Below are 14586 nucleotides of genomic sequence, written 5' to 3'. Positions count from 1 at the left end.
CCTGCATCATGAATGTTCACTTTATTGCCATCGGCGGGGCTGCAATGCATAACCTTGCAATAGCTCTTCACAGAAAAGGATATCAGATTACCGGAAGTGACGACGAAATATTTGATCCTGCCAGGAGCAGGCTTAAAGCCTCGGGACTGCTTCCTGATGATACGGGCTGGTTTCCTGAAAAGATTCATGCCGGCATTGATGCCATTATTCTGGGCATGCATGCCAGAGGTGATAATCCTGAGCTAATGAAAGCCAGGGAGCTCGGTCTGAAGATATTCTCATACCCTGAATACCTTTACGAACAATCAAAGGACAAAATCCGGGTCGTGATCGGCGGAAGCCATGGTAAAACAACCATCACTGCAATGATACTCCATGTGCTGAAACATGCAGGTATTGATACTGATTTCATGGTCGGAGCCCAGCTCGATGGATTTGATGTAATGGTCAGACTTTCGGAAGATGCCCCTTTCATGGTTTTTGAAGGCGATGAATACCTGACTTCTGCCCTCGACCGCCGTCCGAAATTTCACCTATACAAGCCGGATATCGCGCTTATCAGCGGAATTGCCTGGGATCACGTGAATGTTTTTCCCACATTCGATAATTATGTGGAACAATTCAGGATTTTCGCATCGCAGATCATGCCCGGTGGAAAGCTTATTTATTGTGCCGAAGACCAAACAGTTGCCGCTGTTGCTTCCGGAGTTGATACAGGTATAAAATCTCTTCCCTATAATATTCCTGAATATTTTATCAAAGACGGCATTTCAATTTTAAATACCGGCAATAATGAAATCCCGCTGAAAATTTTTGGTCATCACAACATGCTTAACCTGGAAGGGGCAAGGCTGGTTTGTGAAGCCATGGGCGTCGAAAGCAACATCTTTTATAATGCAATCGGCTCATTTGCAGGCGCTTCAAAACGGCTTGAACGTATTGGCAATAACAACACATGTTCAGTGTTCAAGGATTTTGCGCATAGCCCGTCTAAACTGAAGGCAACCATTCAGGCCGTTAAAGATCAATTTCCTGAGCGAAAACTGATCGCGTGCATGGAGTTACATACATACAGCAGCTTAAGTTCCGGATTTCTTGAAGAATATGGTTCCTGTATGGACCGCGCCGATATTGCCATTGTTTATTACAGCAGGCATGCCTTGCAAATCAAACAACTTCCTGATCTCTCTCCTGATGATATAAGTAAGGCCTTTAAAAAAGATGATATTCAGGTGTTTAACGATAGTGAAAAACTTGCACTATATCTGTTCTCTCTGAATACAGACCACACCAACCTGTTGATGATGAGCTCCGGAAATTTTGATGGCATTGACCTGAAACAACTCTCACAGCGTTTCACAGGCGCAAAGGATGAATGAAAAGATAAAACGACTTATACAATCCCGGATCTGGCTTCCGCTTGAATCTTAACATGAAAATGAATGCCTTCAATACTGTTGACTTGTCGGGAGTATAAATTGCTTATCAACGCAAAGCTTCAGACAAATGCAGGATATCAACTCCGGATTCATCAGATAACAAAAAAGGCTGCACGCATGATTCACATTGTGCAGCCTGAATCTTAAACCCGAAGAAATAAACTATCCTTCTTTGGGAAGTTCGGCTTCAATTTCAGGGTTCAGTATGCTGATTTTCAATTCCGGCGAATTCTCTTCATAGTCAATAAGTATCCTGTCGCCTTCATGCAGTCTTGATTTGATTATTTCTTCAGCCAGGGCATCTTCAATATACTTTTGAATGGCCCGCTTGAGCGGACGGGCGCCAAACTGGGCATCCCAGCCTTTCTCTACAATGAAGTCCTTGGCAGGAGTGGTTACTTCCATCTCATAACCCATATCTGCAATTCTCCTGAAAAGGTTCTTCAGTTCAATATCAATGATTTTATGGATATCTTCCCGTTCAAGCGAATCGAAGATAATTACGTCATCAATGCGGTTGAGGAATTCAGGTGCAAACGAGCGCTTGAGTGCATTTTCGATTACCCCCTGCGCAAAGGCTGAACTTCCGCTAAGTTTGGCAGAAGTTGCAAATCCAACACCCTGACCGAAATCCTTCAGCTGCCTTGAACCGATGTTGGAAGTCATAATCACTATGGTGTTTTTAAAATCAACCCTTCGTCCAAGGCTGTCGGTAAGTACCCCGTCGTCAAGCACCTGAAGCAGAATATGGAATATATCCGGATGTGCTTTTTCAATTTCATCCAGAAGCACGATCGAGTAAGGTTTTCTTCTGACTTTTTCCGTCAGTTGACCACCTTCTTCATAACCAACATATCCCGGAGGCGCTCCCACAAGACGTGAAACCGCGAATTTCTCCATATATTCACTCATATCAATCCTGATAAGCGTGTCTTCAGAGTCGAAGAGATACTTGGCAAGCACTTTTGCCAGATGGGTCTTGCCAACCCCTGTCGGTCCCAGAAAAATAAAGGTTCCGATAGGTTTGTTCGGGTCTTTGAGGCCGGCCCTGTTCCGCCTGATTGCTTTGACGACTTTTTTAATCGCCTCATTCTGACCAATCACTGCTCCGGCAAGATCATCTTCCATGTGTAACAGCCTGTCGCTTTCATTCTGGGCGATCCGCTGCACCGGTACACCGGTCATCATGGCAACCACCTCGGCAACATTGTCCTCGGACACTTCAATCCGGTGGATCTTTGAATCTTCTTCCCAACGTCGCTTGGCAGACTCCAGTTCAATCAGCAACTTGCGCTCCGAATCGCGGAATTTGGCAGCTTCTTCAAACTTCTGGCTGTGAATGGCCTTGTTCTTGAGCAATTTAACCTCTTCGATACGCGTTTCCAGGTCAAGGATTTCAACCGGCACCTGCATGTTGGTGATGTGTACCCTGGCCCCGGCTTCGTCAAGCGCATCTATTGCCTTGTCGGGAAGGTATCTGTCAGTGAGATAACGGTTGGTAAGCGAAACACAGGCTTTTATGGCCTCCTGAGAATACTTCACCAGGTGGTGGTCTTCATATTTCTCCTTGATGTTGTTAAGGATCTCAACCGTTTCTTCAATCGATGTGGGATCAACCAGAATCTTCTGAAACCTCCGTTCCAGGGCACCGTCTTTTTCAATATACTGCCGGTATTCATCCAGCGTAGTTGCACCAATGCACTGGATTTCGCCCCTTGCCAGGGCAGGCTTGAACATATTGGAGGCATCCAGCGAACCGGAAGCGTTACCGGCGCCGACGATGGTGTGAATTTCATCAATAAACAGGATAATGTCCCGGTTTTTCTCCAGTTCATTCAACACGGCCTTCATCCGCTCTTCGAACTGGCCACGGTATTTGGTACCTGCTACCAGCGAAGCAAGGTCAAGGGTGAAAATCCGTTTGTTGAAGAGTACCCGCGAGACCTTACGGGCGATTATCCGCAGCGCAAGCCCTTCGGCAATGGCTGACTTTCCGACACCTGGTTCTCCGATAAGGATGGGATTATTCTTCTTCCTGCGGCTGAGAATCTGGGCTATCCGCTCCAGTTCCTTTTCCCTTCCGACAATCGGGTCAAGCCGGCCTTCTTCAGCCGCTTTTGTCAGATCCCTGCCAAAATTGTCCAGGACAGGGGTTTTTGATTTCGAGTCAGCCACTTTCTTGGCACCTCCGTAACCCCGGCCTTCTTCGGCATCATCATCAGAGGAACTGCCCGGTAATTCTGCAGTGGGCTCCTCAAATGTTTTGCGCTCATCATTGCTCATGATTGATTTAAGCTCATCCCTGACAGAATCATAATCCACACCATACTTGCCCAATGTAGTGGTAACCAGGTTATCTTCGTCTTTTAAAATGGCCAGCAGAAGATGTTCCGTTCCGATCAGCTCACTATTGAACATTTTTGCTTCAAGGTACGTCAGTTTGAGCGCCCTCTCTGCCTGTTTAACCAGTGGCAGGTTCTCTGCCGATTTGTCACGGGCAACAGTTTTTCCGATGGCCTTCTCAATAGTACGGCGCACTTCATTGGTGTCAACACCCAAAAGGTTAAGAATCTGGATTGCCATGCCTTCGCCTTCACGGATAATACCGAGAAGCAAATGCTCAACACCGATATAATCGTTTCCGAGACGCAGGGATTCTTCCCGGCTATATGTCAGTACATCCTTCACCCGCTGTGAAAATTTAGCTTCCATTGCTATAAGTCGTATTTAAAATCCTTTTTGGCTTCTTCGCTTAAAGGACTTGGTTTTCAATTCTGTTAAATAACAAAAATTATTTCCGGAAGTTTCCGTTATGTCTTCAAAATTACTGCTAAAATCCTTGTAAAGCAAGCAACATCAAACATAAAGCAACAACAAAACCACCAGATTCCGGATAGGATGATCAAATACAATGCCGTTTTTATTTATGAACAAATCATTGTTGGTAATATATGGGGAATTTCGGCAATTCCGGTGTGCTTCGGAAGCAAAAAAAATGTACCTTCGTATCCCTTTTCAAAGGGTATTGTTTCGTTAATCTGGAATATGCTAAATGATGGAAAATCAAGCTGGTGAAGAAAAAATTGTCAAAGTAAACATTGAGAACCAAATGAAATCAGCCTACATCGATTATTCGATGTCGGTGATTGTTTCAAGGGCTTTGCCCGATGTCCGCGACGGACTTAAACCGGTTCACCGCAGGGTATTGTTCGGAATGCTCGACCTCGGAGTACTGTCGAACCGGCCCTATAAAAAAAGTGCAAGAATAGTAGGGGAGGTGCTTGGTAAGTATCATCCCCATGGCGATAGCTCTGTGTATGATGCCATGGTAAGGATGGCGCAGGACTGGTCGTTACGTTATCCCCTGGTAGACGGACAGGGAAACTTCGGATCCATTGACGGTGACAGCCCGGCTGCCATGCGTTATACCGAAGCAAGACTCAGAAAAATAGCTGAGGAAATGTTGTCGGATATCAACAAGGATACTGTTGATTTTCAGCTGAACTTTGATGATTCACTGGAAGAGCCTACCGTACTTCCGGCCCGCATACCCAACCTCCTTGTAAACGGTGCATCCGGTATCGCAGTTGGTATGGCCACCAATATGCCTCCCCATAACCTGAGCGAAGTGGTGGATGGCGTAATTGCATACATCGACAATCACGAGATTACCATTCCCGAGCTGATGAAATTCATCAAAGCACCGGACTTTCCAACCGGTGGCTTTATATATGGTTACGAGGGCGTAAAAGACGCGTATGAAACCGGCCGGGGACGAATTATCATGCGTGGAGAAAGCAAAATCGAAACCGACAGTCACGGTAGAGAAAGTATCATCGTTACTTCAATACCTTACCAGGTCAACAAAGCGGAAATGATCCGGAAAACCGCTGATCTGATCAATGACAAGAAAATTGAAGGAATTTCCGATATCCGCGACGAATCGGACCGCAACGGTTTGCGCGTGGTATACGAACTGAAACGGGACGCGATCACCAACGTAGTCCTGAATAAATTATATCAGCTAACCCAGTTGCAGACATCATTCAGCGTGAACAACATCTGTCTGGTGAAAGGCCGGCCAATGCTGCTGAACCTGAAGCAACTGATTCAGTATTTTGTTGAGCATCGCCACGAAGTGGTTATCCGCCGTACCAGGTACGAGCTGAATGAAGCTGAAAAACGGGCCCATATTCTTGAAGGACTGCTGATTGCCCTTGATCATCTGGATGAAGTCATCTCGCTCATCCGGTCTTCGCGTACCCCCGAAGAAGCCAGAAACGGCCTCATGGAAAATTTCAACCTGACCGAAATTCAGGCCAGGGCTATCCTGGATATGCGCCTTCAGCGCCTTACCGGCCTTGAAAGGGACAAAATCCGTGAAGAGTATAACGAACTGCTGAAAATGATAGAATATTACAGGAATGTACTCGAAAACGAAGGCCTCCGTATGGAAATCATTAAAAATGAATTACTTGAAATCAAAGCCAATTATGGCGATGAAGCGCGTACCGAAATCGTTTACTCAGCCAGCGACTTCAGGATCGAAGATACAATAGCCGATGAAAATGTGGTCATCACCATATCCCACATGGGCTATATAAAACGGACCCCGCTGAGTGAATACAGGAGACAAAACAGGGGAGGCCGCGGAGCCAAGGGCTCAGATATCAGGGATGAGGACTTTCTGGAATACCTCTATGTTGCAACAATGCATAACTATATGCTGTTTTTCACTGAAAAAGGCAAGGTATTCTGGATGAGGGTTTTTGAAATACCGGAAGGTACCAAAACTTCAAAAGGCCGGGCTATTCAGAACCTTATCAACATTGAACCCGATGACAAAGTCAGGGCCTTTATCAATCTGAAGAGCATAAAGGACGAAGAGTATATCAACAATAACTTCATTATACTCTGCACCCGGAAAGGAATTATCAAGAAAACCTCTCTTGAAGCCTATTCCCGCCCCAGACAGAACGGCATCAATGCCATCACCATCCGCGACGACGATCAGCTGCTTGAAGCAAGGCTTACCAATGGCAACAATGAAGTGCTGATGGCATTGAAATCTGGACGTGCAATAAGGTTTAACGAAAATACCGTTCGCCCCATGGGCCGCAATGCTTCCGGGGTTAAAGGCATTACCCTTGCCAATGAACAGGACGAGGTTGTCGGTATGATATGCCCTGAAAATGACCTGTCTGATATTCTGGTAGTTAGTGAGAAAGGCTACGGAAAGCGCTCAAAATTAGATGATTACAGAATTACCAATAGGGGAGGGAAGGGCGTAAAAACCATCAATATCACCGAGAAAACCGGCCTGTTGATTTCTATAGATTCCGTCACTGACAACGATGACCTGATGATCATTAACCGTTCCGGGCTGATTATCAGGCTGGCTGTTGCCGACCTGAGAGTTATGGGTAGGGCCACACAGGGCGTGCGCCTGATAAACCTGAGAGATAACGATTCAATTGCTGCTGTTACCAAAGTTGAAGTTGAAAAAGAAGAAGATGAAATTGCTGAAATTCAGCAGGTTCCGCTTGAGGATACAGAAACTTCATACGATGTCTTCCCGGTAGAGGACAGTGAGGAAGAAACCGGTGATGAAAACGAGCAGCAGGATGAAGCTGACGAGAATGGCCCGGATATTGTGTAGTTGAAATAAACCTGATATCTTTGCAAGAAGTATTGCATGGATAAAACCTATTAAACAAGAAAAAAATGAAAAAAATCTCATTGATTTTCCTCATGCTGATTGCGGCTTCGTTCGTTTTTGGCCAGAAACCACTGCGTACAACTGCATTTAACAATCTCCGGAAAGGGGAGCTCGACAAAGCGATGCAGAACATCGAACCTACTATCTCAGATCCTGCAACGATGAACGATCCCAAAACGTGGTTCTATCGCGGCAATATTTACCTGCAGATTCACATGAGCGAAAATCCTGCATTTAAGGCCCTGGATAGTGATGCCCTGAACAAAGCTTATGAATCCTACAAAAAGTCAATTGAACTGGATACAAAAAAGGAGTATTACACCGAAACCATCCAGAATATGCTGATTATCAGCGAGCAACTATATAACGAAGGGGTGATCAGGTTTACCGCCGATCCTCCCCAGTACCTTGAAGCTATGAAAAGCTTTGAATCAGCCGTAGAAGTGAATAAAACCTTTGGAAATACAGATACCCTGGCAATGTTCAATACTGCACTTGCCGCTGAAAATGCAAAGGAATTCGGCAAGGCAAAGCTTTATTATAACAAGGTTAAAGAAATGAATTATCCGCAGCCGCTGCTTTATAACTCACTTGCATCCATCAGTCTGGAAGAAGGTGATACCACCGCAGCCATCGCTGTTCTGGCCGAAGGACGCCGCAAATATCCGGAGAACTTTAATCTGCTGATCGCTGAAACAAACATCTACCTCAGCTCAAATCAGCACGATAAGGCTATGGCCAATCTTCAGGAAGCCGTTAAAACTGATCCATCTAATCCTACAATCCATTATGCTGTTGGTGTCAATTATGCGCTGATGAACAATGTAGGAGAGGCCGAGAAAGCTTACATTAAAGCAGTTGAGCTGAAACCTGATTATTTTGAGGCAAATTATAACCTTGGAGCTCTTTATGTGAATCAGGCTGCACAGATTATTGATGAAGCCAACAAACTTCCGTTATCAGCCACAAAAGAATATGACGCGCTTAAGAAACAGGCAGATGATATTCTGGCCAAATCTATCCCATACCTGGAAACAGCCTCAAGTCTTGATCCTTCAGACAAGAATACGCTTTTATCATTAAAAGAAATCTATACGCGACTTCAGATGTACGAAAAAATGAAAGTCGTGAATGATAAAATCAGCGAATTGGAATAATCCGAAAATCGCATCTCTCTGGAACTGCTCAGCTGACTGATGGGCAGTTTTTTTATTCTTCAATCTTACGTGGAGGAGGAGCAGAAAATTAGTATTTGACATAATATAAATTATATAACTTATATCTATTGATTTTTCAAACCCATATCTATTGATTTAATCGATTTATACAGCCATGAACCGGCATAGTAAGATTCAGACAGTTGTAATGGGGATATCAACTGAGAAAAAAAAAGAAAATCATGCAAGCGCGTATGGTTTTTTCCTGCGAAAAAAAATCCTGAAGATTAAAGTAAAACTTCGTAATTTGTGACAGATTGAACTGTTTGACAAAAGATTTGTTTTTTGACTGTTTTCAGTATAGATTCAGGTTTTTACCGGGATATTAGTTTCCGGCTTACGAAACGATTCAGGCTTGTTAAAGATTTATAATTCCTGTTTAAGATGAAACAAAAACAACCCGGCATTGTAAAAACTGATCCCTGGCTTCTGCCTGTGATACATGACGTGGAACAGCGAATCTTCAGGTTCCACTCTAAACTAGAAAGTATAGAAAATGTGCATGATAGCCTGAATAAGTTTGCTGATGCCTATAAATACCTCGGGATTAATTATGATCATAAGGCCAGGGGTTGGCATTACCGCGAATGGGCGCCTGCCGCACATCAGTTATATCTGGCAGGAGATTTTAACAATTGGGACCCCCGCTCCCATCCCCTGAAGCGGATCGAAAACGGGATCTGGGAGATTTTTCTTGATTTTAAGACATATAAGGACAGTTTTGTTCACGGTTCTAAAGTGAAAGTCTGGGTGGAATCATCAAACGGATTTCTTCCAAGAATTCCGGCTTATATTAAACGCGTTGTTCAGGATGAGGATACGCGGAATTTTTCCGGTCAACTCTGGTTTTCCGATTTTGACTGGCAGGGAGATTCTTTCAGGATCCCCAAAGATGAAAAGCTGTTTATTTACGAGTGTCATGTTGGTATGGCACAGGAAAAGGAAGGCCTGGGAACTTACCTTGAATTTGCTGAAAATATCCTGCCCTGGATCAAACAAAGCGGTTACAATGCCATTCAGATGATGGCGGTTCAGGAGCATCCCTATTACGGATCATTTGGTTATCATGTAGCCAATTTTTTTGCACCGACCTCCCGCTTCGGAACCCCCGAAGATCTGAAATCGCTTATCCGCCGGGCACACAGCATGGGGATTGCAGTAATTATGGATATTGTGCATTCCCATACGGTTAAAAATGTAAATGAAGGCCTGAACATGTTCGACGGAACGGATAGCCAGTATTTCCATCCCGGCACGCGTGGCATTCATCCAGATTGGGACTCTCTGCTTTTTGATTACGGCAAAACCGAGGTGATACAGTTTCTGCTATCAAATGTTAAATACTGGCTTAAAGAATTTCACTTCGACGGATTCAGATTCGACGGGGTTGGCTCCATGATGTACTTCCATCATGGAAACGGGCTGATAGATTCACCGGAAAAATATTTCAGGGAAGGCGTTGAATGGGATGCCATCACCTACCTGCAACTTGCCAATAAACTCATTCATTCAATCAATCCGGGAGCGGTTTCCATTGCTGAAGATGTTACAGGAATGCCCGGGTTGGCAGCCGCCATCAAAGAAGGCGGAATAGGTTTCGATTACCGCCTTGGAATGGGAATCCCCGATTTCTGGATCAAACTGCTGAAAGAGCATAAGGATGAAGAGTGGAACATCCACGAGATGTGGCACGTGATGACGAACCGTTTGCCCGGAGTTAAAACCGTTGCTTATGCCGAATCGCATGATCAGGCCCTGGTTGGGGATAAAACACTGGCATTCTGGCTGATGGATCAGGAAATGTACTGGCATATGCATGTAAACGATCCACACCTGGTTGTTGACCGTGGAATAGCATTACATAAAATGATCAGGCTTTTTACCCTTGCGTTGGGCGGACAAGCCTACCTGAATTTTATGGGTAATGAGTTCGGACATCCGGAATGGATTGATTTTCCAAGGGAAGGCAATAGCTGGAGCTACTATTATGCCAGACGGCAATGGTCGCTGGTCCATAATCCGGAACTTAAATACAAATTCCTGGCAAACTTTGACCAGGCTATGGTCAGTACCATTAAAAATTATAAAGTACTCGATGATGAATACGGTACCCAATTGCAGATGGATGAACTGAACAAAACAATTGTCTTTTCGAGAGGAAAGCTGGTCTTCGTATTTAATTTTCATCCAACTGCCAGTATTCCAGATTATGCATTTCGGGTGCCTGAACCAGGAAATTACAAAATCATACTCAATTCCGACAGCGGTATCTTCGGTGGGCACAACCGAATCAGCGAAGCGCTGGTTTATCCGGCTACGCTCCATAAAACGAACGGATTCGCGGAGCTCAGAATTTATAATACAAACCGGACAGCGGTGGTGTTATTAAAAGAATAAACTGATTTAATATACTGACATTCTGTATGATACAGTAATCATCTATAGGGTTTCAGTATTTTACAAAAAATTAACAAATAATTCACTGATCGGATTATTTACTTGCGTATTATTGTAAACTTTTTTTTAACCTGAATTTTATATATGGAAAAGAAACGTTTGGTAGTTAGTTATAATAATGTTTCTCCGGAAGTGCTGGAAGCAATCAGGCTGAAATATCCGCTTGGATATTCCAATCACGTGATTAAGGTCAAAACCCGGGGTGACGATTTTTTTTATGCAATCACCGTTGATACTGCTGATGCAAGTTATCTTGTAAAAGTTCCTGTGAAAATTGATACCAAAGGTAACATCAACGATGATGACAATCTGGAGGACATCAATAACGAAAAGGAAAGTGAGGACAATTTCCCCGATAATGACCCGAATTCAGAAAATGATGAATAAGACAAAGGCAGCTCAGGTTGCCTTTTTTATTTTTCAATCATCAGATTGGACCGGATAGTCCGCTTTCCCTGAATTCCCTGTCACCATGCCAGGTTGCAACTCTCCCCTGCCCTATTCTCTTTCCGATTTTATGTAATTGATATTCAATGCATTAAATCAATTATGTCTCATAGACCTTTACCCAGAACCAGGAATTTCAGGAGAGCAGTCCCGGCAACATCGGCCAGAGCCAATATTCAAGAGTCTACACTCCCGGTTGGCATAATTTGAGTCATCAATGGTTTTGAGCCGGATAACCGTAGTTTTCGCATGGCGCTCCTGCAGAGATTGATTCCATCTGCCGGTATTAACTGTCAAAGGCCGGTTTTTGATAATTTCTTCATAATCTTACGGCCACAACTGATAAAACCCGGTGTGGCTTCATGTAACTGAATCTCGATAATATCGAACAGTTCTCTGGCCAGTTCGGGAAAGATTGTCGTTATCCTGTGCAGGATTACCATGCTGTACATCTTGACTGCCACGCTTTCCTTCGGGGATTGCAGCCATTTGAAGCAGACATCGGTCAGAGGACCCAGGTTTTCAACAGGCAAATCCGATCTTGAGAGCATTCTGAGCCCGTGCCGTTTCAAGCCGTCACTTCTGAACGAAGAAACTACGGCTGCCAATACTTCTATCCTGCCGACAAGGAACTCCGGACAGGATTCGGCACAATAATCAGCTACCCAGGCTGCGCGGCGACTCAGGGGATCCTGATTGAGCATCATGATTTCCCAGAGATTATTGAATAACCGGGGTTTTGACATGATAATTCCGATAACCATGTCAGTGTTTGCTCTTGACTGTTCTCTCAGTAAAAGTTCTTCAATGCTGAAGGTTGTCTTGTTCACATTTCTGCAGTTTCGGTCGGCAAAAGTAGGATCAAGATCAAAACCTGTGGATTAAATCAAATTAGGCATAGAGTTTAGATAACCGAAAGAGGAAAAAATTAACATCACTTACACCTCTATATTGTTGTCTGAAAGCTTTAATCTTAGCATTAAAAGATTCAGCACTTGCATTGGTGCTTCGGTTATCGAAGTAGTTGAGGATTTTCCTATAATGATTCATTATTGTCTTGGAGATCGTGTTAAAGGCTTTAAATCCTGCTTTTTCGACCTTTTCATGCCATTTAGCGAGTCTGGTATATGCATAGATTTTCTCAGTTGTGGAAGTGTATATTCTTGATAAGCTTTGGGTTAATTCATAGGCCAATTTGATATCAGGGAAGCGTTCAAATAGTATTGCCGCTCTATCAGCCTGTTGTTGGGTCCAGTTCTGCTCACTTTTATAAAGCAAGTATCTGCTTCTGGCAAGAAGTTGCTTAAGGGTATCTCCGTTGGGTAACACTTCTGGAATAAATATCTGTTTGTACATTTTTGCTTTCTCAATAGCGTCATTCTCCTGATCCAATGCTTCCCACCGGTGTTTAATGCGTATTTCCTGAAGGGCTTCTGTTGCTAATTGCTGGACATGGAATCTGTCAATAACAATAGTCGCTTTGGGGAAACACTTTCGCACGATAAGATTCATGTTCCCGGCCAAATCCAAGGTAACCTCAATCACCTTATTGCGTTCTTTTGCCGGAAGTTGAGACAGCAACGGAATGATTGTTTCGGAGTTGGTGCCTTCCAGAATAGCTACCAGTGCACCTTTCTTGCCTTTGGCTGATTTATTGGTGATGATGGTATAAAGTTCACCCTGAGATAAGGAGGTTTCGTCAATCGAAAGATATGGCCCCAGATTCTCTGGAAAGATCAAACCCTTACTTGCATCTTTGCAGTGTTCCCATTGACTGAAATCGCTCAATTTGTTGCGATAATAACGTTGCAACTTCTTGCCTGGCACTCCATAAAACGACCCTATGGTTTGAATGCTATGAGCCTGGGTATCGGCCGATTTCTTTTAAAAAAGCAGCAAAATCCTTTGTGATTCGCGTCCCCTTAGCTACAAGATCCCAGTCTCTGAAAACTACTTTGCCTGTGTCTTCATTGAGCCAGCGTCGTCGTGTTATATGAAGAAATACATTATATCCCCTGATAGGAAAATCCTGGATAGTCACTTCATCGAAAAAACCTTTGGAAATAAGCTTATTGCCTCGATACTCATCGGGTTTGGTGTTCAACTCTTTGAGATAAATATGAAGGTTCTCACCTTCTTTTTTATGATGGGTTAATTCAAAATAATCTTCTACAGAATCTGGTAAGATAAGTTTTAAAAGCACCTTGAAAGAGTCGTCCATGGCAAAAAATTAGTTTCTGCAAAGATCTCTATTAACTCTTTGCTCCACAACTTTTGTGCATGATCCAAAATTAGTTTCTGCAAAGATCTCTATTAACTCTTTGCTCCACAACTTTTGTGCATGATCCCAAAAGTAACACCTGCGGCTTCAACAACAAAAAAACAGAAGGGGAAACTACCCTTTCGGAATGTTTCCCCTTCGTCGGTGCTGAAGCCGTAGCTTTAGCATGACCTCAGGTTACTGTTTCGGCGCTTTGTCTTTGCAATCCCCGTGAGGTTTACTCCAACTTACCTTTTCAGGGCTTCGCTGCTTGCGCAGGATCTTCTGAAACGGACTTCGGTTTTTGTACTTTCCGGCTTACCCGGCATCCCTTGCGGTTTGCTGTTTAAGACCTGAGAGCCTTTGGTAGCGGAAGTCAGTTTCCTTGCGGACTTTTCAACCGTACCTCCCGGAGTTTCTCGCCGTATCGCTGGCCTGATGTTACAAAGATACTAAATTTTGCCCCCCTTGTCAAGTGATTTTGAATGTTTTATATCAACACAAAATGAACTGGGTTTATCAACAATTGTTAATAACTCAGATGGATATAAAGGGTAGTTTTTCTTCAATTATTGAATCAAGGATAACTCCGGCCTGCCTTTTCTGATATCATTAATCGCACATACTACCCTGGCACCAGCCCTTAAGTTATCCCTGTAATCCGGTGGAACAATGACCTCCACCTCGTTGTTGAAAATATCCCTGACGACAATCGTCCGGCTGACTGAATTTCCGGAGGTTCTGAAACCTGCCCATACAACAGCAAAAAATCCGGTTGTGCCTGGTTTGTAATACGGGTGTTCCGGTTCAAGAAAGACCCTTCCCGTGCAATTTATTTTATCAACCCTGCAACGTACCGCTGAGTCCGGCTGAAGATTGAATTGCTGATAGTACCGGTACAACAGCATGTGTCTGATCCCGAAAGGATCTTCCATAACCATATACGCTTCGCCATCGGAAAGAATCACCTGTTTCAGATATCTGAAAATATAGGTCTTCCCTTCTTCCAATTTGTGCTTCAGGTCGTAATATCCCGGGATAATCATA

The 14586-nt window shown here is 43.9% G+C and carries 10 protein-coding genes; 5 read left to right on the top strand and 5 right to left on the bottom strand.

Annotated features, from left to right (window positions below; genetic code table 11):
• Positions 1-8 precede the first annotated feature (8 nt).
• Positions 9-1379, top strand: a complete 1371-nt coding sequence (locus TBC1_RS13435; protein WP_062043914.1) for a UDP-N-acetylmuramate--L-alanine ligase — start codon at positions 9-11, stop codon at positions 1377-1379.
• 222 nt (positions 1380-1601) lie between these two features.
• Here the strand turns inward: TBC1_RS13435 and TBC1_RS13430 are convergent, their stop codons facing one another.
• Entirely contained in the window at positions 1602-4151 is a 2550-nt protein-coding gene (locus TBC1_RS13430) for an ATP-dependent Clp protease ATP-binding subunit (protein ID WP_062043911.1), read from the bottom strand.
• 343 nt (positions 4152-4494) lie between these two features.
• On the opposite strand from TBC1_RS13430, the gene gyrA reads away from it, so the two are divergent.
• The 4 genes from gyrA (at position 4495) to TBC1_RS13410 (ending at position 11219) form a co-directional block, all read left to right on the top strand.
• Complete coding sequence (gene gyrA / locus TBC1_RS13425) at positions 4495-7098, top strand: DNA gyrase subunit A (RefSeq protein WP_394330766.1); 2604 nt, start codon at positions 4495-4497, stop codon at positions 7096-7098.
• A gap of 65 nt (positions 7099-7163) precedes the next feature.
• Entirely contained in the window at positions 7164-8315 is a 1152-nt protein-coding gene (locus tag TBC1_RS13420) for a tetratricopeptide repeat protein (protein ID WP_062043905.1), read from the top strand.
• Positions 8316-8759: 444 nt separating this feature from the next.
• Positions 8760-10772: an alpha-amylase family glycosyl hydrolase gene (locus tag TBC1_RS13415; protein ID WP_062043902.1), complete on the top strand. Its 2013-nt coding sequence runs from the start codon at positions 8760-8762 to the stop codon at positions 10770-10772.
• A 144-nt stretch (positions 10773-10916) separates the two neighbouring features.
• Positions 10917-11219 carry a hypothetical protein gene (locus tag TBC1_RS13410; protein ID WP_062043899.1) on the top strand — a complete coding sequence of 101 codons (303 nt, stop codon included), beginning with the start codon at positions 10917-10919 and terminating at the stop codon, positions 11217-11219.
• A 353-nt stretch (positions 11220-11572) separates the two neighbouring features.
• On the opposite strand, the gene TBC1_RS13405 is transcribed toward TBC1_RS13410, so the two are convergent.
• From TBC1_RS13405 to TBC1_RS13390, 4 genes are all read right to left on the bottom strand, one after another.
• Positions 11573-12109 (bottom strand): hypothetical protein, encoded by a 537-nt coding sequence (locus tag TBC1_RS13405; RefSeq protein ID WP_062043896.1) that lies wholly within the window; start codon positions 12107-12109, stop codon positions 11573-11575.
• Positions 12110-12170: 61 nt separating this feature from the next.
• Entirely contained in the window at positions 12171-13106 is a 936-nt protein-coding gene (locus tag TBC1_RS13400; protein ID WP_296296203.1) for an ISAon1 family transposase, read from the bottom strand.
• 28 nt (positions 13107-13134) lie between these two features.
• Positions 13135-13500, bottom strand: a complete 366-nt coding sequence (locus TBC1_RS13395; RefSeq protein WP_062037712.1) for an ISAon1 family transposase N-terminal region protein — start codon at positions 13498-13500, stop codon at positions 13135-13137.
• A gap of 608 nt (positions 13501-14108) precedes the next feature.
• On the bottom strand, positions 14109-14585 hold the full coding sequence (locus TBC1_RS13390) for a hypothetical protein (protein ID WP_062043892.1): 477 nt from the start codon (positions 14583-14585) through the stop codon (positions 14109-14111).
• Position 14586: the final 1 nt, after the last annotated feature.

The organism is Lentimicrobium saccharophilum, assembly GCF_001192835.1.
Lineage (GTDB): Bacteria > Bacteroidota > Bacteroidia > Bacteroidales > Lentimicrobiaceae > Lentimicrobium > Lentimicrobium saccharophilum.
This window is presented reverse-complemented; position numbering and strand designations above follow the sequence as displayed.

Bases quoted from the DNA above. Each gene is read 5' to 3' on its own strand.
- TBC1_RS13410 (WP_062043899.1), top strand. From the start codon at position 10,917: ATGGAAAAGAAACGTTTGGTAGTTAGTTATAATAATGTTTCTCCGGAA.
- TBC1_RS13395 (WP_062037712.1), bottom strand. From the start codon at position 13,500: ATGGACGACTCTTTCAAGGTGCTTTTAAAACTTATCTTACCAGATTCT.
- TBC1_RS13430 (WP_062043911.1), bottom strand. From the start codon at position 4,151: ATGGAAGCTAAATTTTCACAGCGGGTGAAGGATGTACTGACATATAGC.
- gyrA (WP_394330766.1), top strand. From the start codon at position 4,495: ATGGAAAATCAAGCTGGTGAAGAAAAAATTGTCAAAGTAAACATTGAG.
- TBC1_RS13390 (WP_062043892.1), bottom strand. From the start codon at position 14,585: ATGATTATCCCGGGATATTACGACCTGAAGCACAAATTGGAAGAAGGG.
- TBC1_RS13415 (WP_062043902.1), top strand. From the start codon at position 8,760: ATGAAACAAAAACAACCCGGCATTGTAAAAACTGATCCCTGGCTTCTG.
- TBC1_RS13420 (WP_062043905.1), top strand. From the start codon at position 7,164: ATGAAAAAAATCTCATTGATTTTCCTCATGCTGATTGCGGCTTCGTTC.
- TBC1_RS13435 (WP_062043914.1), top strand. From the start codon at position 9: ATGAATGTTCACTTTATTGCCATCGGCGGGGCTGCAATGCATAACCTT.